Below are 18,377 nucleotides of genomic sequence, written 5' to 3'. Positions count from 1 at the left end.
TTATATGAAGCGTTTATCGATTAGTTTGGCGGTGGCTGCCCTACTGTCAAGCCCATTAGCAATGGCAAAAACTATTGAAGCTGTTGCCAGTTTTTCTATTTTAGGTGACATCGTTCAGCAGGTGGGCGGTGAGCATGTCAATGTGATTACCTTAGTTGGGCCGAATGGTGATCCCCATGGTTTCGAACCCACGCCGAAAAATAGCAAACAGTTGTCCAAGGCGGATGTGGTGTTTGTCAGTGGATTAGGGCTGGAAGGGTGGTTGGAGCGGCTAATTAGCGCCTCTGGTTATAAAGGGCAGGTGGTCATTGCCTCTACCGGAGTTGATAGCCGTAAAATGGATGACGAGGGTAAGAGGGTGACTGATCCCCATGCATGGAACAGTATGGCGAATGGCATTAAATATGCTAATAACGTAATGAATGCATTGATTGTCGCAGACCCGGAAGATGCAGATTATTTCCGCAAGCGCGGCGGGGAGTATATCCAGCAATTGGAAAAACTGGATGCCGATGCAAAAGCGCAGTTTGCCGCGATCCCCGCAGATCAGCGCAAAGTTCTGACCAGTCATGATGCTTTCGGCTATTTTAGCCAGGAGTATGGGGTTAACTTCTTGTCGCCAGTGGGTTTTTCAACCGAGTCTGAAGCCAGTGCCAGCGGTGTGGCGGCGTTGATTAATCAAATCAAGCAAGAGAAAATAAAAACCTATTTTATTGAGAATCAGACGGACCCGCGTTTGGTCAAACAGATTGCCGCAGCCAGTGGTGCTAAAGCGGGGGGAGAGCTCTACCCTGAAGCATTGTCTCCCGCTGGCGGCCCGGCCGCGACCTATGCTGAAGCTTTCAAACACAATGTTGATACCCTGGTGGGCAGTATGAAATAGGTGTCGTAAAAAGCGCTCAACCTCCGATTGTTAGCGGGGGTTGAGCCAGTAATCCCTTTATGACAGGTTGATCGTCAGCAAAAAAAAAGCCCCGTTGGGCAGCAACAGGGCTTTTACTACAGGTGACGCCGAACTCTCATCCTTAGCGCTTCTTATGGGTTCCACCTTGAACCGCTTTAAAACGCGGATTACTTTTACAAATCACATATACCCGACCACGGCGCCGGACGATTTTGCAATCCGGATGACGATTTTTCGCTGAACGTAATGAACTCAATACTTGCATGATTAACTCTCAGAATTAGCTGGCTTTTTTGGTCAAGAAACGGCCAAAGCGCTGTTGGAAACGGGCGGTGCTCCCCTCTTTGGAGAACTCTTTCTGTTTACCGGTGTAGTACGGATGTGAAGCTGAAGAGATATCCAACGTGACATAAGGGTAGGTCTGACCATCACGTTCAATTGTGCGTGCGGTGGCAATGGTTGAACCTACAGTAAAATAGGTATCTGCACTGGTATCGTGGAAAACCACGGTCCGATAGTTGGGATGAATGGCAGGTTTCATAGAAGCTCCAATTGTTATGTTATACTATAACAATAATTATGCGCTTTTCATTTTCCTGTTTCAAGATCCGAATGAAAAAAACCTGCCAATCGCTATTTTAAGCAATCTCTGTTTTTCCATTTTTAATGTTTTTGCATGGCCAGAATATATTCCATTATTTACTGGCATTGATGAGTTGCTGCCAGAAGGAGTGGCCGTTTTGTGGTGCAGGGGCAGCAAAGAATTCACAAACCGTAGCGCCGACATCAGACATCGTTTCGCGGATACCAAGATGGACGGCTTGCGGCTGCGTATCTGTCATCCCTGCGTGGTAAACCAGCAGGGGCACCTGTTCCCGCGTGTGTTTACTGTGGCCGATCGTCGGATCATTACCGTGGTCAGCCATGATGACCAGGCAATCACCTGTTGCCATGGCCGCCATAATTTTGCCTAACATGTTATCGACCAATTCCAGGCGTTCAGCATAGCGTTCTACATCTTGCCCGTGGCCCGCGAGGTCAGTTTCCTGAATATTGGTGCAGATAAAAGCACTGCCTGCGCGTTGTACTTCTGCCAGTGTGATATCCAAAATGGTTTGAGAATCAACTAATTGCTGATAGTTTCGCCCTGTGGGGTTAGCCACGATATCGGCGACTTTGCCGACTAATACTGTTGGGACATTAACTTGCTCAAGCTGGTGAGGAACCTGCACTGCTGCATCGACACCATAGCCCAGATGAATAACCTGGAAACCACTGTCGTAAACGCCTGATTTTGGGCTATTAATCCCAATGTATTGCTGTTGCTTGACTTCAGCCGCGCTGATGATTTTATGGCTATCCACTAATTGCCCGCCATAAGCAATCACGCGGTTCACGGCGACACAACTGCGAACTATCCGGCCAATTTTCTCAACCAACTCAAAATCGACGGCACTTAAATTAGCACAAATATTAAAGACTTGGCCTAAGTCTGCTTCAAGATTATCACCAATGGCCACCGCGTTATTGACCCAGAGGAGTTGCAGGTGGCCGCTATCCTCAGGCGCACTGCGCTGTTCAACCTGATAGCCCTGTTGGCGCAATGCATCAGCTACACGCGATTTTACGGTGGAAAAAGGCATGGATAATGGCGAGCGGGGCAGGGTGCCCATGATCTCCTGATGGCCCATAAATGTGTCGCCGCCTTCATGCTGTAATAGGGCGACGCCAAAACTGGCCTGCGCGCGCTCTTGCATTATGCTCTCGTTGAAATCCGGCGAGCCGATATGCAGCGCATTAATCAATCCCAACTTCTCCAGATGTGGCAAACGCATATCTGGGTAGGTTTGCAAAATATGGGCGCAGGTATTAGCGGCGATATCCTGTGGGCGAACCTCAGCAACATCAGGCATAGCACCGACGCCAAAGCTATCGATGACCAGTACGATAAACTTACTCATAACCCCTCCTGTCCGGTGGACCTTGGAATGGTACTACCCTGACTATCATAAATTCCGAGCAATCTAGGTTGGCCTGAATGAATCCCGGCGACCAGCGCCACATCACTGCGGGTGACGAAAATTTGAGTACGAAAACACATCACCACCGGACAGCCGACGGCGAAGGGTTCAGTGAGACTGAGGGTGTAGTCGATGCTGTCAGCTGCTGGGTTCAGAACCTTGCTCAAATGCCACTGCTGATCATGCACTAGCGCGTGACTCAAATGGCCGCGCCGATAGTATCCGCCACCGTAGCAATAGCTTCTGCCTTGATGGTTATGGGAGATCTCAGTCAGATAGAGCATGGCGACATGTTCAGGTTGCTCACCCTGTTGATTGGATGGCATAGTGCCGGTCAATGAGTGCCCCGGTTCTGCATGGGTTACGCCATAGCGAGCCAGTAGCGGGATGCTTTCAACACAGGTTGCGGAAGGGCCATTGATCTGCTCCACGTGAATGCCTTCTCGCTCAAGGATGCCCTTTGCTTCAATCAACGTTTTCAGGTTCGGGCTAGGCAGTGTCTCTCCTTTCTCACTATCAAAAAGCATGCAAGGGAAGTGTGTCACGCCCACTAAACGGACACCGCCCAAGGTTTTTATTTCATTGATCACTGCGGGCAGTTCATCCAGTGCGAATCCGGCTTCTTGCCCTGGGTAGATAAGATCATTGGGGTGCCAAACCTTCAGCAGCAATGCCTGTTCTGTGCCCTGACGCACGGCGGCTTTGGCAATTTCGCGGGCCTTGGCGATGCTGTAAACCGTGATGACCTCTGGTCGGTGAGAGACCACCTCTTCCACCATCCCACTGGGGATTTGCACCAGATGACCCACGTGGGCGACCGGTAGATTATGCTGATAGAGCTGGCGCGCTTCTTTGAAATCCACCGCCACAATGCCTTGATAGCCGCACTCTAGCAGCAACTTGCATAGCATCGGGTTGCGACCAAACTGTTTGCTCATGAGATAAAGTGTCATGCCATGGCGAGCGGCAGTTTCCAGTAATAAACCTGCATTTTTTCTGACCTGATCAACATCAATAACGTAGCTGTCAGGTCTTATCGCCCCTTGCTGCCACAGTAAAAGAGCGGCTTCCATCAATGCTGGATTCTGTTTTTGTAACGCTTTTAGTAGCATTTTAGATCCTTAAATCACTACATAATTTTCATTTTTTTGAATATTTAACTTATATAAATGCGATCAATATTCCGTTTGTTGAGCAAGATACAGACCATATAGGTTCGCTAATAAATAGCCTATTTCGTGATCAGGGACCTCGAAAGCAAACAGAGAAAGTAAATCGTTGTTAATTATCCTAATATCGGCAGAAACAGCAGTTGCTTCAACTTCTTTTAATATTTCATCGGCGATAGCCGGGATCACTTCTCCCTGACTCGCCCGCATCAAGGCATTTGCCATGTGAGTGATTAGCATCTCTCCCTGAGGGTGACGTAGAGATAATTTCCAATGTTGCTCCAGACGTTCTAGAACCTTGATCATCCCAATATAAACCGATGAATCAATAACCTGTGCGTCATAAAGAATTTTTAATCTCGTTTCCATTTATCACTATCCGATTTTTTACTTATCTTCATTTTTATGAATATTTATATAATAGTAACTTATTGTTGCGCTGCAAATGCGCAGTGGGCTATTTGGTATATTGATCACAATATAATCATATTGGCCGAATCGATGGCTTTACCTTGGTAATAAAGCGCTGTTTTCTGCTGGCTCTCTAAGAGAGGGGGCGGGCGGGCGACAAAGAAAAAGGCCGCTGAGTACGGCCTTTAAATATCACATCATCTGCTGCTATAAGGTTTACTTCGCCTTATGCTCAACGGCATGTGCGTGCTCTATATCTTCACTTTTCCGGCTAAAGCGGCGGCGCACCACCACGAAGAATACCGGAACGAAGAAGATAGCCAGTACGGTGGCGGTGATCATCCCACCCATAACACCCGTACCTACCGCATTCTGTGCACCAGAACCGGCACCACTACTGATAACCAGTGGCAGAACCCCAAGGATAAAGGCCAGCGAGGTCATCAAAATTGGGCGCAGACGCATACGCACGGCTTCCAACGTTGACTCCACCAAGCCTTTACCCTCTTTGTCCATCAAGTCCTTGGCGAACTCAACAATCAAGATGGCGTTCTTGGCCGATAGCCCAATGGTGGTCAACAAGCCGACCTGGAAGTAAACGTCGTTATTCAGGCCGCGCAGTGAGGCTGCCAGTAACGCACCAACCACACCCAGTGGCACCACCAACATTACTGAGAATGGAATTGACCAGCTTTCATACAACGCCGCCAGACACAAGAAGACCACAATCAGTGAGATGGCGTACAGTGCTGGAGCTTGGTTACCCGACAAACGTTCCTGATAGGACATCCCCGTCCAGTCATAACCAATGCCGCTGGGTAATTTACCCGCCAGTTCCTGCATCAGGTCCATCGCTTCACCGGTACTCTTACCCGGAGCTGCCTGACCCAAAATTTCCATAGAGGGTAAGCCGTTGTAACGTTCAAGCCGTGGTGAGCCATATTCCCATTTCGCGCTAGAGAAGGTGGCAAATGAGACCATTTGACCGGCGCTGTTGCGGACATACCACTTATCAATATCACCCGGTAACATACGGAATGGTGCGTCAGCCTGTACGTAAACTTTCTTCACGCGACCACGGTCGATAAAGTCGTTTACATAGCTGCCGCCCATAGCGGAGCCAAGGGTGGTATTGATATCAGAAATCGCTACGCCAAGGGCCTGTGCTTTTTCCTGATCAACTTCCACTTTGAACTGAGGTGTATCTTCCAGGCCGTTAGGGCGCATACCGACCAGCATATCCGGATGTTGCGCCGCCATGCCGAGCAGTTCGTTACGGGCTTCAGTTAATTTCTGATGCCCCACGTTACCCTGGTCAATCAACTGGAAGTCGAAGCCGGTTGCTGTACCCAGCTCCACAATCGCTGGCAAGTTAAAGGCGAATACCAAACCGTCTTTAATTTGTGAGAAAGCGGCAGATGCACGGGCCACAATTGCTGGCACTTTATTTTGCTCGCCCGGGCGCTCATCCCAGTTTTTCAGACTAACGAATGCCAAACCGGTGTTCTGACCCTGACCACTGAAACCGAAGCCGTTAACGGTAAATACTGAGTTAACGACGTCTTTTTCTTTGTCCAGGTAGTAGTCAGTGACCTGATTTAACACTTTCTGAGTACGTTCTTGCGTCGCACCGGCAGGCATCTGCACCATGGTCAGGAACACGCCCTGATCCTCTTCTGGCAAGAATGATGTAGGTAAGCGCAGGAACAGCACGCCCATCCCAATCACAATCACCAGATAGATCACCAGATAACGGCCAGTGCTGCGTAAGATATTGGCAACGCTGTCGGTATAGTGGTGGGTGCTTTTCTCGAACATGCGGTTAAACCAACCGAAGAAACCGGTTTTTGGCCCATGCTCGCCTTTGGCGATAGGTTTTAGCATCGTTGCGCACAATGCTGGCGTCAGAATCAATGCCACCAACACCGAGAGCACCATTGCTGAAACGATAGTGATGGAGAACTGACGATAGATTGCACCCGTTGCCCCGCCGAAGAAGGCCATCGGGATAAATACCGCCGACAGAACCATCGCGATCCCCACCAATGCACCCTGGATTTGCTCCATGGATTTTTTGGTGGCCTCTTTCGGCGGTAGCCCCTCCTCTTGCATCACTCGTTCGACGTTCTCGACGACCACGATGGCGTCATCCACCAATAGCCCTATCGCCAACACCATCCCGAACATCGTTAGGGTGTTTATCGAATAGCCAAAGGCGGAGAGAATGGCAAATGTACCCAGCAATACCACCGGTACTGCAATCGTTGGGATCAACGTTGCACGGAAGTTTTGCAGGAACAGATACATAACCAGGAACACCAGAATAATGGCTTCTACCAGTGTTTTAACCACTTCGTTAATAGAGATTTTAACAAACGGGGTGGTGTCATACGGATAAACGACTTTCAATCCGGCCGGGAAGAACGGCTGCAATTTTGCCAGCTCAGCTTTTACCGCAGCAGAAGTATCTAGGGCGTTAGCCCCTGTCGCCAGCTTGATACCGATACCCGCCGCTGGTTTGCCGTTATAACGGGCAATGATGTTATAGCTTTCAGCGCCGAGTTGGACGATAGCCACATCTTTTAAGCGCACCTGCGAACCATCGGTATTCACTTTCAGCAAGATCTGGCTGAACTCTTCAGCATTGGTCAAACGAGTCTGCGCAATGATTGATGAGTTCAGTTCTTGACCAGGTACGGGAGGAGTCCCACCCAACTGGCCGGCTGCAACCTGATTGTTTTGTACTTTGATCGCGTTGATAACATCAACCGGTGTCAGGTTATAGTTATTCAGTTTGTGCGGGTCCATCCAGATACGCATCGCGTATTGGGAACCAAATAGCTGAACATCACCCACACCGGCGGTACGGCTGATTGGATCTTTAACGTTAGAACCCACATAGTCAGCAATATCTTCCTGTTGCATGGTGCCGTCTTCAGAAATAAAGCCGGCAACCATCAGGAAGCTACTACTGGACTTTTCAACGCTCACACCTTGCTGCTGCACTTCTTGCGGCAGTAATGGCATGGCTAATTGCAGTTTGTTCTGGACCTGAACCTGAGCGATATCCGGGTCAGTGCCTGAGTTAAAGGTCAACGTCAACTGAACGTTACCGGAGGAGTCACTGCTGGAAGACATATATAGCAGGTTGTCGATACCGTTCATGTTCTGTTCGATAACCTGCGTCACTGTATTCTGAACAGTAGTCGCATCGGCGCCAGGATAGTTGGCGGAGATTGTAATTGCCGGAGGCGCAATGGTCGGATATTGCGCAACAGGTAATTTCATTATCGCAAGTGCACCGGCCAACATCAGAATGATGGCGATAACCCAGGCGAAAATAGGGCGATCTATAAAGAACTTAGCCATGAATTACCGGCTCCTTTTAAGACTTCTTCGCTGTATCAGCTGGGGCTGCTTTTGGTGCTGGAGTGGTGACTTCCTGCACTTTTACCTGTACGCCCGGTCTGATTTTCTGCAAGCCGGAAACAATAAGACGATCACCTGCTTTCAACCCTTCAGTAACCAACCACTTATCACCAATGGCCTGGTTAGCAACCAGTGTACGCAATTCAACTTTGTCATCAGCACCGACGACCATCGCTGTTGCTTCGCCACGCGGATTACGTGTCACACCCTGTTGAGGCACTAACAGTGCATCAGGTCTAACACCTTCATCCAAACGGGCGCGGACAAACATCCCCGGCAGCAAGGCTTCATTCGGGTTCGGGAAGATGGCACGAATTGTAATCGAACCTGTGGTCTCATCCACGGTGACACCGGAGAACTCCAGCGTACCGGTTTCAGCGTACTCACTACCGTTTTCCAGTAACAAACGAACCTTGGCTTTACCATCTTCCTGCTTGAGCGTGCCATCAGCCAGCTCTTTTTTCAGACGCAAAAACTCATCGCTTGATTGGGTTACATCGACATACATAGGATCAAGCTGCTGAACCGTGGTCAGTGCTGTTGCCTGACCACTAGTCACTAGCGCACCTTCAGTCACTGAAGATTTACCGGTACGACCACTGATTGGCGAGGTCACTTGAGTATATGCCAGATTAATACGCGCAGTTTCTACCGCGGCTTTTGCGGCAAGAACCGTCGCATTAGCTTGCATAGCGCTAGATACCGCCTGGTCATACTCTTGCTTACTGATGTAGTTAGTACCCAGTAATGGTTTGTAACGATTCACCGTCAGGCGTGCAATTTCAGCGGCAGCTTGTGCTTTGGCTAAATCACCTTTTGCGCTGTCATACGCGGCCTGATAAGTGGCTGGGTCAATTTGATAAAGTGATGTTCCGGCGGTGACGTCACTGCCTTCAACATAGTTACGTTTTAGAATAATCCCGCTAACTTGCGGGCGAACTTCTGCAACACGGAATGCGGACGTGCGGCCCGGTAGTTCGGTTGTGATATTCAGTGGTGCCGCTTTCAATGTCACAATGCCGACTTCAGGTGCCTGCTGAGCATGGGCTTGCGCCGCATCTTTATCATTACATCCTATAAGTACTAAGCTGCCTGAAAGAACCAGAATTGCAGCCAGAGGCATTACCCCTCTGTTTTTGCTCATAGATAAACCTCAAGTGTCCGATTTTTAATTTAATTCAATGGATCACAAGCTTTAAAACCCATTGCTGCGTAAATTATATGTGCGTGCTATGGTACATACATTCGTGAATGTATGTAAATCGCACCCCCTCGAAAAAACAACGCTATGGCACGAAAAACCAAACAGCAAGCCGAAGAGACCCGGCAACAAATTCTAGATGCCGCAGTGCGGGAGTTTTCTGCGCATGGCGTTTCCGGCACCTCGCTTACAGATATTGCTGCCGCCGCAGGTGTCACCCGTGGCGCAATTTACTGGCACTTCAAGAATAAGGTAGACCTGTTTAACGAAATTTGGGAGTTATCAGAGTCTAAAATTGATCAGCTCGAATCAGAGTATCAGATAAAATATCCTGATAATCCACTCCGAATCTTACGAGAAATACTTATCTATGTTCTTGTTTCCACTCGTGAGGATTGTCGACGCCGCGCATTGATGGAAATTGTCTTCCATAAATGTGAGTTTGTCGGTGAGATGTCCTCACTCCATGATGCACGTAAAGTTCTTGATTTAGCTAGTTATGAGCGAATTGAGGCCGTTTTGCAAGGTTGTATTGATGCGCATCAATTGCCCGCCAATCTAGATACTTGTCGCGCTGCGATTATCATGAGAGCTTATATTACAGGTTTGATGGAAAACTGGCTCTTTATGCCAGAAAGTTTTGATATAAAACAAGAGGCGCCGATATTAATCGATGCCTATTTAGATATGCTAGCCCACAGCCTTTCATTGCGTAAAGAGACTAATAGCAAGGTATAGGATTATCTGGAGCGGCTTATATGAGGAGTGCGTTATGAGTTCACTGGTTGTGATTGCCAATGGTGCCGCTTATGGCCATGAGTCATTATTTAATGCACTGCGCTTATCCATCACGTTGAAAGAGCAACAAACCGATCTCGATTTACGCCTATTCTTGATGTCGGATGCAGTTATTGTCGGTATTCACGGGCAACAGCCTCGTGAAGGTTATAATTTGCAGCAGATGCTGGAAATTCTCACGGCACAAAATGTCCCGGTTAAATTATGCAAAACCTGCGCAGATGCCCGTGGTGTCAGTGGATTAACACTGGTCGATGGTGTGGAAATTGGTACCTTGATAGAGCTGGCGCAGTGGACTTTGGCTGCCGAGAAAGTGCTGACATTCTAAATGACAGGAGGATTACGTCCTGCTCATCAATGTACATTGCTGGCGGTTACATCCTAATCAATAACAAATGCGTAACTGCCCGCATAATTGCAGCTATTCACGGGCTGAAAGACTTTTCTTATTATGACCCGAGACTGAACGTGATAGGATTTCAGCCTCTCTGTTGAATGAAGTTCAAATATGAACAGCAGATTTCGCAAGCAATATTCCATACCACTCTCGTTACCCATGATGGCATCAGCTGTATTTCTCTTGCGCCTCCAGACAATGATTATTCTGCTTATAATTTCATTGCTGTTATCGCCACTCACTCTGGCATCAAGTATCAACATTGATGTACCAACCCGCAGTGAGGTGATGAGCCAGCTAGATGCCTTATCAAAACAAAAAATATTGTCACCTGCGGAAAAACTCGCACAGCAAGACCTGACTAAAACATTGGAATACCTTGATACGATTGAGCGTACCAAGCAGGAAGCTAATCAGCTTAAGCAGCAATTGGCGCAGGCGCCGACGAAGCTACGCCAGGCAACTGAAGCACTGGATTCGCTGAAAGATAGCTCAGCAGATACCTTGACCCGTGAGTCACTGGCTAACTACTCATTGCGCCAGTTAGAGTCGCGCCTGAATGAAACCTTGGATGATCTGCAAACCGCGCAGGAAGACCTCTCGGCCTATAACAGCCAACTTATCTCTCTGCAAACACAGCCGGAACGGGTGCAGAGTGCGATGTATAACGCGTCGATGCGTTTAATGCAAATTCGCAATCAACTCAATGGATTATCGCCAAATCAAGACATTCTGCGCCCAAGCCAACAGCAAGAGTTATTGACCGAGCAGGTGATGCTAAATGCACAACTGGATTTGCAGCGTAAAAGTCTGGAAGCCAATACCACTTTGCAAGATTTGCTGCAAAAACAGCGGGATTATACCACTGCGCACATTAACCAACTGGAGCGTTATGTCCAGATATTGCAAGAGGTGGTCAGCGGTAAGCGGTTAATTCTCTCAGAGAAAACAGCCAAAGAGGCGCAAGCACCCAATGATGCAGCGGACATCCAAAATGACCCGTTAGTCAGCCGTGAACTGGCGATTAATAAAGAGCTGAGTCAGCGGCTGATTAATGCTACGAAAGAGGGCAACACGCTGGTACAACAGAATATCAGGGTTAAAAATTGGCTAGACCGCGCCCTGCAATCTGAGCGTAATTTAAAAGAGCAAATCACCGTATTACGTGGCAGCCTGCTGCTTTCGCGTATTCTCTACCAGCAGCAACTCAATTTACCGGCGTCCGGCTTAATTACCAATATGACGTCACGTATTGCTGACTTGCGGCTCGAGCAATTTGAAATTAATCAGCAGCGTGACCAGCTATTCCAGGGGGATGACTATATCCAAACCCTGATGAGCGATAGCAAAGAGAAGATTAGCCCTGATGTGGAAGATGCTCTCGGGCAAATTGTTGATATTCGCCGTGAACTGTTAGACCAATTGAATAAGCAGTTGGGTAACCAACTGACACTGGCCATTAATCTGCAAATCAACCAACAGCAGCTACTCAGCGTCAATGAGTCATTACAACATACCCTGACACAGCAGATTTTTTGGGTTAGTAGCAACAAACCGATGGATTGGTCTTGGCTGAAAGCCTTACCGGGAGCGCTTAAAGCTGAACTGAGCAATTTCCACTTTACCCTGTCTCTGGGGGATGTGGTGGCTGGTCTGATCAAATCACTGGTATTTCTGATACCTATTCTGATTGTGGCGGGGGTGATCCGATCACGCTATAAAATCATTAATAAACATCTGGATAGGCTTGCCGCCGATGTCGGGCAATTAAAGCACGATAGCCAAATGCACACACCCAATGCCATCATGCTTACCTTGCTGAAAGTGTTACCGGGTAGCTTAATTATCTTAGGTATCGGCTACTGGTGCCTGCGTTCAGAGTTTAATCTCAGTGAGTTATTTTGGAGCTTCTTCCAACATCTGGCACTGTTCTGGCTGATATTCGACCTGACTTATCGCATGTTATCTCCGGGGGGGATCACTGAGCGGCACTTTATGATCTCGGCCGATAGATGTGCACATTATCGCCGGCAAATGGTGCGCTTGGGGGCGGCTTTATTACCGGTCATCTTCTGGTCTGCATTGGGGCAGAAAAGCCCACTTCGGCTGGTCGATGATGTCATTGGGCAGGTTGTTATAGTGATAGCGTTGGCCCTGCTGGCGCTATTTGTCTTTCCATTCTGCCGGGATAGCTGGCGGGAGAAAGACTCCCATGCGGTACGATTAGTGATTGTTACCGCAGTGGCTGTAACCCCTATCATATTGATTGGATTAATGGTTGCTGGCTATTTCTATACGACGCTACAACTGGCGGGGCGCTGGATTGACAGCCTGTACTTACTATTCCTGTGGAACATTGTTTATCTGACGGCGATTCGTGGCTTAGGGGTCGCGGCGCGGCGTCTGGCTTATCGTCGGGCGATTGCACGGCGGCAAAGTTTGGTGAAAGAGGGGGCTGAAGGCGGGGAGCCAGTCGAGGAGCCACCGCTGGCACTGGATCAAATTAACCAACAGTCATTGCGTTTGACCACCATGGCACTGTTCCTGATTTTCGCCACCTGCTTCTACTGGATCTGGGCTGACCTGATCACGGTTATCTCCTATCTGGACAGTATCTCTTTGTGGCATTACAGCACAACAGTCGCGGGTGCGAGCGTGACGCAGGCGGTGACATTGGGGAATATGCTGGTGGCCTTAATGGCACTGGTCGTCTCCTATATTCTGACGCGCAACCTCCCCGGTTTGCTTGAAGTGGTGGTGCTGTCGCGGCTACAACTACGCCAAGGCACCTCTTACGCCATCACCACCATCCTGACCTACCTGATTACCGCCATTGGTGGGATAACCGCCCTAAGTTCACTTGGGGTTTCGTGGGATAAATTGCAATGGCTGGTGGCGGCGCTCTCGGTTGGTCTGGGGTTTGGTTTGCAGGAGATCTTTGCCAACTTCGTCTCCGGCTTGATTATTCTGTTCGAACGCCCCGTACGTATCGGCGATACCATCACTATTGGCACCTTCTCGGGTAATGTCAGCAAAATACGGATTCGTGCAACAACAATTACCGATTTTGACCGCAAGGAAGTGATTATTCCGAACAAGGCGTTCGTCACTGAGCGGCTGATCAACTGGTCACTGTCAGATACGATCACCCGCATTATTATTAAAGTTGGCGTCGCGTACGGCTCTGATTTAGCAAAAGTGAAAGAGGTGCTGTTACAAGCTGCTCATGAGAACCCACGGGTAATGAGTGATCCTGAACCACAGGTATTCTTCCTGGATTTTGGTGCCAGTACCCTTGATCACGAGTTGCGTTTGTATGTCCGTGAACTGCGGGACCGTAGCTATACAGTGGATGAATTGAATAGGGCGATTGATAAATTATGTCGCGAGAATGACATTAATATCGCCTTTAACCAGTTGGAAGTGTACTTGCATAAACCGGATGGTACTCAACTTCAGGAGGTGAACCGCCCGCTTGAAACCAAAGGCTTACCTGCTGCGCAATCTGATCTGGGAGATACGAAGCCTGACTTACCCGATATCAATAAGCCGCTCGCTTGAGGCCATTTAGCAAATTGGGGATAGGTAATAACTCAGGATTATCTATAGGGTAAATTATTTATACCCTATAGATTTCAATCTGAGGTTTGGCGGCGGAGCTTACGCTGGTAATCCAGCTGTACTATCTCTAGCGCCTTCAGTGCTGTTTCTGGCGCGATTTCATTGCACTCTAGCAGATAGATAAGATCTACTGCCAGTTGCAGTTCTGGTGAGGCTTTTTCAACTGACATAATGTGACCAACACTTGGTTTTCAGTTTAATGAGGAAAGCCGAGTAATAGGTTGCTTCACTGCAAACTTCCACCTGACTTGATTCAATCCATTCGCCAAAAGGTTCCAAGATGCAGAAAGGCGGCAACTGGGGGATCCCAATGAGCTTACATCAGTAAGTTGTTCGGGGGATTGAGCAGAGCCAACACACCTGCACCTGGAGCGGCGGTGGTATAAAAACATTATAGAAAACTATTGGCTGTCGGAACCCTGACGATTCAAAAAATGTGACAAATATTCAAAAACCGTTCTCTTTTTTCTCAATACTGCGCTCTATTTTGATCAGCGCTTGTCGGCAACGCATTAAACGACCCTCCAGTGCTGCCAGCTCCTTTTGTATCTTTTGCTGCTCAGAGAGCAGACTTTGTCGGCCCAGTTGACTCTCTCTATCCTGAATCATGGCCAGTATACGCCGCTCATAATCTTGATGCTCAGCCAACTTATGATAAGGGTCCAATTTACTATCCCGCGGTTCAGGATTAGATCTCCTTAGTTTTTGAGTGGCCAACTCTCTTTGTAGCGCTGAGATCTGTGCGACCAATTTCTCAGCCAGAAAGGCGACTTGCTGGGGACGATTCTCGGCAACCACTTGTTTCAACTGCGCCATGTTTTTGCGCACTTCCTGTAGATAGTCGCGAAAACGGTTACCATGATTAGCAAATAGATTCAGATCAAAGCGGGCCTGTTGGGAGGGAGTATTAGCTTGAGGGCCAACCTGAGTCGACAATGCTTCAATTTGGCTTTCAAGCACCTGCAATAATTTTTCTGTACTCATGGCGCAGCTCCTGGACATTTTCCCGCCAGCTTGCCTTCGAATGGTTGTAGTTACAAGCAAGAGGGCGGTTAAATAAGTGGGGTATACAGATACTGGGCTAATAATGGTAAGAATATCTGTTGATGATAGCTAGTGCATGGGTTAATGATAAGCCATTTGATGAGCACTATAGTGTAAGTAAAGGGAGTGTATGTCTCGTTGGCTATTAATAATATTAGGGTGGCTGGCGGTGGTATTGGCAACCCTGGGTGTGGTGCTTCCTCTGCTACCCACTACACCATTTCTGCTACTGGCTGCGTGGTGTTTTGCGCGATCCTCCCCCCGTTTTCATCACTGGTTACTCTATCGCTCATGGTTTGGTAGTTACATCCGTACCTGGCAGCAGCATGGTGCATTGCCGCAAGGTGTTAAGTGGAAAGCTATTTTGGTCACCGTGCTCACTTTTGCCCTCTCACTTTGGTGGGTGAAAATTTGGTGGGTTAGGGGCTTATTGCTCATCATATTAACGGTATTGCTGACCTTTATGTTACGAATGCCAGTTATTGACCTATCGCAACAAAATAAGCGCTGAGTAGTTCACACTAGTTGCAATTTAGTATCAGTTTGCATAGATTTGAGCGTTTTCGTGCGCGGGGGGAGTCCTCGTTACGTCCTTAGGGTTAAGGATGCGGTAACTTGCACTATCGGGGCATCATCGCTAGATAGAATAAGTTACTCCGCTGATGCGACATTCGCATTGGTTGGCCGCGCTTTAGTATGTACAGCAGTTTTATCAGGCACAAATTATGACCGCTACTGCACCGAATACAGCACAACAGCTTAAATATATTAAAGACAGTATTAAAACCATCCCCGATTATCCAAAAGCGGGAATACTGTTCCGTGATGTGACCAGCTTGCTGGAAGATCCATTAGCCTATGCCTCTAGCATTGAAATGCTGGTTGAGCGCTATCTGGATAAAGGCGTGACCAAAGTAGTGGGTACCGAGGCCCGCGGCTTTTTGTTTGGTGCGCCAGTGGCTTTGGCTCTGGGTGTTGGCTTCGTCCCTGTGCGCAAGCCGGGCAAGTTACCACGTGAAACCATCAGCGAAAGTTATGAGTTGGAATATGGCACCGACAAACTCGAGATCCACACCGACAGTATTCAGCCAGACGATAAGGTCTTGGTGATTGATGATTTGCTGGCTACCGGCGGGACGATTGAAGCGACGGTTAAATTGATTCGTCGTCTGGGTGGTGAAGTGACTGACGCGGCGTTTGTCATTGATTTGCCTGAACTGGGTGGCGAAGCTCGTCTCACTCAGCAAGGGATTACATGCTACAGTCTGGTCTCCTTCAGTGGCCATTGATTGTACTGAAAATATCAGCCTCGCCGTGAGTGGCGAGGCTGTGTTAGCATGGCCCTCTAGATTATCCAACTTCTCCGGTATTAATGAGCTATCAGGCCCTTGCCCGTAAGTGGCGCCCCCAAACCTTTGCAGACGTCGTTGGTCAGCAGCATGTTCTGACGGCGCTAGCCAATAGCCTTTCGTTAGGGCGCATTCATCACGCCTATCTGTTCTCCGGCACCCGTGGTGTTGGCAAGACCTCTATCGCTCGGCTATTAGCCAAGGGCCTTAATTGCGAAACGGGTATTACCGCCACGCCGTGCGGCACTTGCGCTAACTGCCTCGAGATCGAACAGGGCCGTTTTGTTGATCTGATTGAGATAGATGCCGCCTCGCGGACGAAAGTAGAAGATACCCGAGAGCTGCTGGATAATGTGCAATATGCCCCAGCCCGTGGCCGCTTCAAGGTCTACTTGATCGATGAAGTGCACATGTTGTCGCGCCACAGTTTTAATGCGCTGCTAAAAACCCTTGAGGAGCCGCCAGCACATGTGAAATTCCTGCTAGCGACCACGGATCCGCAGAAGTTGCCGGTGACTATCCTCTCCCGCTGTCTGCAATTCCACCTCAAAGTGATCGATGTTGAAGTTATCCGTGCACTGCTCGAAAAGATCTTGCAGGTCGAGCAAATCAGCAGTGATGCACGCGCACTACAATTACTGGCGCGGGCTGCCGATGGCAGTATGCGTGATGCCCTTAGTCTGACGGATCAAGCCATTGCGATGGGTGATGGGAGCATTACGACAGCTACTGTCAGTCAAATGCTTGGCACGCTGGATGATGAGCAACCACTGGCGATAATTGAAGCTTTGGTCAGTGCCGATGGTGCGCGGGTGATGGCGCAGGTAGAGCAAGGAGCATCACGTGGTGTCGATTGGGAAAACTTACTGGTTGAAACCTTAAGTTTACTGCACCGCATTGCGATGGTGCAGTTGCTACCCTCTATGCTGGATAATCATTACGCGACGATCGAACCACGTTTACGCGAACTGGCCCGTACATTACCGCCTGCGGATATTCAGCTCTATTATCAAACCCTGCTGGTGGGCCGCAAAGAGCTGGCCTACGCACCGGATCGCCGCATGGGGGTTGAAATGACCCTATTGCGGGCGCTGGCTTTTCACCCTAAAGCAGTCATCGCTGAACCCCAGATCATGCCCGCCACGACGCCGATGGCCGCCATGGATAACAGTACGCCAGCCCTTCAGCGCGATCAACATAGGCAAACTGTTCAAGCTGAACCGCAGCAAGATGCCCCGCCACTCGGGGCTGCCGCGCCAGTGAGTGCTCAGTTACCCGACTCTACCGCGCAACTTCTTCAAGCGCGAACGCAGTTACTGCGACAGTCGGGGACGACCACCGCAAAAAAGAGTGAACCGGCAGCGCCAGGAAAAGCGCGGCCGGCAAACTCAGCACTTGAGCGCTTAGCTTCAGTGACTGAGCGCAGCCAGCAGCGCCTGGCCGCCAAATCAACGGAAGAGAAGAGACCGGCGAAGAAAGAAGCTTACCGCTGGACTGCACAGAATCAGCCTGAAGTCTCAGTTGAGCCTATAGCCACACCGAAAGCGATGCGTTCGGCGCTGGAACATGAAAAAACGCCAGAGCTTTCGGCGAAATTAGCCGAAGAGGCGATGGCGCGAGACCTCTGGGCGGCTGAGATAGATAAGCTACAAATTCCTAAATTGGTGCAGCAGCTTGCGCTGAATGCATTTAAAGAAGAAATAGAACCAGGTAATATTTGCCTTCACCTGCGTTCTGCTCAGCGCCACTTAAATTCGCCATCGGCGCAAAAGGCGTTGGCGGAGGCACTGAGTGAATTACAAGGTAACGCTGTTACACTTAGCGTTGTCGAAGATGATAATCCAGCGGAGCTTACCCCGTTGGAGTGGCGGCAGGCCATTTATGAAGAGAAACTGGCGCAAGCGCGTCAGTCAATTATTGCGGATAATAATATTCAGACACTGCGTCGTTTCTTCGACGCCGAACTGGATGAAGAGAGTATCCGGCCAGTTTAACCGCTGCGATAAGTGCATGGTGCACTGACGCGGCCCCTT

At 49.1% G+C, this 18,377-nt stretch carries 16 protein-coding genes and 1 other annotated feature; of the genes, 7 read left to right on the top strand and 9 right to left on the bottom strand.

What is annotated here, in order from left to right:
* The first annotated feature begins 4 nt into the window (after positions 1 to 4).
* Positions 5 to 883 carry a metal ABC transporter substrate-binding protein gene (locus tag FFE93_RS15690; protein WP_049602347.1) on the top strand — a complete coding sequence of 293 codons (879 nt, stop codon included), beginning with the start codon at positions 5 to 7 and terminating at the stop codon, positions 881 to 883.
* Positions 884 to 1,025: 142 nt separating this feature from the next.
* Here FFE93_RS15690 and ykgO read toward each other — a convergent pair whose 3' ends face one another.
* The 7 genes from ykgO to acrA all read right to left on the bottom strand — a co-directional run bounded on the left by ykgO (position 1,026) and on the right by acrA (position 9,078).
* Positions 1,026 to 1,169: a type B 50S ribosomal protein L36 gene (ykgO, locus tag FFE93_RS15685; RefSeq protein WP_002208618.1), complete on the bottom strand. Its 144-nt coding sequence runs from the start codon at positions 1,167 to 1,169 to the stop codon at positions 1,026 to 1,028.
* A 15-nt stretch (positions 1,170 to 1,184) separates the two neighbouring features.
* Positions 1,185 to 1,445 (bottom strand): type B 50S ribosomal protein L31, encoded by a 261-nt coding sequence (locus FFE93_RS15680; protein WP_049602348.1) that lies wholly within the window; start codon positions 1,443 to 1,445, stop codon positions 1,185 to 1,187.
* Between the two features lie 154 nt (positions 1,446 to 1,599).
* Positions 1,600 to 2,865 (bottom strand): phosphopentomutase, encoded by a 1,266-nt coding sequence (locus FFE93_RS15675; RefSeq protein ID WP_057647458.1) that lies wholly within the window; start codon positions 2,863 to 2,865, stop codon positions 1,600 to 1,602.
* The gene (locus tag FFE93_RS15670) at positions 2,862 to 4,037 is read right to left on the bottom strand and encodes a YhfX family PLP-dependent enzyme (RefSeq protein WP_054872692.1); all 1,176 of its coding nucleotides are present in this window, start codon (positions 4,035 to 4,037) and stop codon (positions 2,862 to 2,864) included. The genes FFE93_RS15675 and FFE93_RS15670 overlap by 4 nt, the downstream gene beginning before the upstream one ends.
* Positions 4,038 to 4,100: 63 nt before the next feature.
* Positions 4,101 to 4,463 (bottom strand): PRD domain-containing protein, encoded by a 363-nt coding sequence (locus FFE93_RS15665; RefSeq protein WP_057647463.1) that lies wholly within the window; start codon positions 4,461 to 4,463, stop codon positions 4,101 to 4,103.
* Positions 4,464 to 4,721: 258 nt separating this feature from the next.
* A complete protein-coding gene (gene acrB / locus FFE93_RS15660) occupies positions 4,722 to 7,874 on the bottom strand; it encodes an efflux RND transporter permease AcrB (protein ID WP_005272693.1) in 3,153 nt (1,050 codons plus the stop codon).
* Between the two features lie 16 nt (positions 7,875 to 7,890).
* Positions 7,891 to 9,078, bottom strand: coding sequence for an efflux RND transporter adaptor subunit AcrA (gene acrA / locus FFE93_RS15655; RefSeq protein WP_032897179.1), 1,188 nt, complete (start codon positions 9,076 to 9,078; stop codon positions 7,891 to 7,893).
* Between the two features lie 144 nt (positions 9,079 to 9,222).
* Between acrA and acrR the strand changes: the two genes are divergently transcribed.
* From acrR to mscK, 3 genes are all read left to right on the top strand, one after another.
* Positions 9,223 to 9,873, top strand: a complete 651-nt coding sequence (gene acrR, locus FFE93_RS15650) for a multidrug efflux transporter transcriptional repressor AcrR (RefSeq protein WP_005272689.1) — start codon at positions 9,223 to 9,225, stop codon at positions 9,871 to 9,873.
* 34 nt (positions 9,874 to 9,907) lie between these two features.
* Complete coding sequence (locus FFE93_RS15645) at positions 9,908 to 10,261, top strand: DsrE/DsrF/TusD sulfur relay family protein (RefSeq protein WP_005272688.1); 354 nt, start codon at positions 9,908 to 9,910, stop codon at positions 10,259 to 10,261.
* A gap of 180 nt (positions 10,262 to 10,441) precedes the next feature.
* The gene (gene mscK, locus FFE93_RS15640) at positions 10,442 to 13,891 is read left to right on the top strand and encodes a mechanosensitive channel MscK (protein WP_032897177.1); all 3,450 of its coding nucleotides are present in this window, start codon (positions 10,442 to 10,444) and stop codon (positions 13,889 to 13,891) included.
* A gap of 74 nt (positions 13,892 to 13,965) precedes the next feature.
* On the opposite strand, the gene rsmS is transcribed toward mscK, so the two are convergent.
* Both rsmS and priC read right to left on the bottom strand, forming a co-directional pair.
* Positions 13,966 to 14,121 (bottom strand): pleiotropic regulatory protein RsmS, encoded by a 156-nt coding sequence (rsmS, locus tag FFE93_RS15635; protein ID WP_005272684.1) that lies wholly within the window; start codon positions 14,119 to 14,121, stop codon positions 13,966 to 13,968.
* Positions 14,122 to 14,398: 277 nt separating this feature from the next.
* A complete protein-coding gene (priC, locus tag FFE93_RS15630; RefSeq protein WP_005272683.1) occupies positions 14,399 to 14,935 on the bottom strand; it encodes a primosomal replication protein PriC in 537 nt (178 codons plus the stop codon).
* Positions 14,936 to 15,125: 190 nt separating this feature from the next.
* Between priC and FFE93_RS15625 the strand changes: the two genes are divergently transcribed.
* The 3 genes from FFE93_RS15625 to dnaX all read left to right on the top strand — a co-directional run bounded on the left by FFE93_RS15625 (position 15,126) and on the right by dnaX (position 18,338).
* A complete protein-coding gene (locus FFE93_RS15625; RefSeq protein WP_005272681.1) occupies positions 15,126 to 15,506 on the top strand; it encodes a DUF454 family protein in 381 nt (126 codons plus the stop codon).
* A gap of 214 nt (positions 15,507 to 15,720) precedes the next feature.
* Positions 15,721 to 16,284 (top strand): adenine phosphoribosyltransferase, encoded by a 564-nt coding sequence (gene apt / locus FFE93_RS15620; RefSeq protein ID WP_005272679.1) that lies wholly within the window; start codon positions 15,721 to 15,723, stop codon positions 16,282 to 16,284.
* 83 nt (positions 16,285 to 16,367) lie between these two features.
* Positions 16,368 to 18,338: a DNA polymerase III subunit gamma/tau gene (dnaX, locus tag FFE93_RS15615; protein ID WP_054872690.1), complete on the top strand. Its 1,971-nt coding sequence runs from the start codon at positions 16,368 to 16,370 to the stop codon at positions 18,336 to 18,338.
* Positions 17,668 to 17,732 (top strand) — a sequence feature (DnaX frameshifting element). Its footprint overlaps the gene before it by 65 nt.
* Positions 18,339 to 18,377: the final 39 nt, after the last annotated feature.

It is taken from the genome of Yersinia sp. KBS0713, from assembly GCF_005937895.2.
Taxonomy (GTDB): domain Bacteria; phylum Pseudomonadota; class Gammaproteobacteria; order Enterobacterales; family Enterobacteriaceae; genus Yersinia; species Yersinia bercovieri.
This window is presented reverse-complemented; position numbering and strand designations above follow the sequence as displayed.

Bases quoted from the DNA above. Each gene is read 5' to 3' on its own strand.
- FFE93_RS15690 (WP_049602347.1), top strand. From the start codon at position 5: ATGAAGCGTTTATCGATTAGTTTGGCGGTGGCTGCCCTACTGTCAAGC.
- ykgO (WP_002208618.1), bottom strand. From the start codon at position 1,169: ATGCAAGTATTGAGTTCATTACGTTCAGCGAAAAATCGTCATCCGGAT.
- FFE93_RS15680 (WP_049602348.1), bottom strand. From the start codon at position 1,445: ATGAAACCTGCCATTCATCCCAACTATCGGACCGTGGTTTTCCACGAT.
- FFE93_RS15675 (WP_057647458.1), bottom strand. From the start codon at position 2,865: ATGAGTAAGTTTATCGTACTGGTCATCGATAGCTTTGGCGTCGGTGCT.
- FFE93_RS15670 (WP_054872692.1), bottom strand. From the start codon at position 4,037: ATGCTACTAAAAGCGTTACAAAAACAGAATCCAGCATTGATGGAAGCC.
- FFE93_RS15665 (WP_057647463.1), bottom strand. From the start codon at position 4,463: ATGGAAACGAGATTAAAAATTCTTTATGACGCACAGGTTATTGATTCA.
- acrB (WP_005272693.1), bottom strand. From the start codon at position 7,874: ATGGCTAAGTTCTTTATAGATCGCCCTATTTTCGCCTGGGTTATCGCC.
- acrA (WP_032897179.1), bottom strand. From the start codon at position 9,078: ATGAGCAAAAACAGAGGGGTAATGCCTCTGGCTGCAATTCTGGTTCTT.
- acrR (WP_005272689.1), top strand. From the start codon at position 9,223: ATGGCACGAAAAACCAAACAGCAAGCCGAAGAGACCCGGCAACAAATT.
- FFE93_RS15645 (WP_005272688.1), top strand. From the start codon at position 9,908: ATGAGTTCACTGGTTGTGATTGCCAATGGTGCCGCTTATGGCCATGAG.
- mscK (WP_032897177.1), top strand. From the start codon at position 10,442: ATGAACAGCAGATTTCGCAAGCAATATTCCATACCACTCTCGTTACCC.
- rsmS (WP_005272684.1), bottom strand. From the start codon at position 14,121: ATGTCAGTTGAAAAAGCCTCACCAGAACTGCAACTGGCAGTAGATCTT.
- priC (WP_005272683.1), bottom strand. From the start codon at position 14,935: ATGAGTACAGAAAAATTATTGCAGGTGCTTGAAAGCCAAATTGAAGCA.
- FFE93_RS15625 (WP_005272681.1), top strand. From the start codon at position 15,126: ATGTCTCGTTGGCTATTAATAATATTAGGGTGGCTGGCGGTGGTATTG.
- apt (WP_005272679.1), top strand. From the start codon at position 15,721: ATGACCGCTACTGCACCGAATACAGCACAACAGCTTAAATATATTAAA.
- dnaX (WP_054872690.1), top strand. From the start codon at position 16,368: ATGAGCTATCAGGCCCTTGCCCGTAAGTGGCGCCCCCAAACCTTTGCA.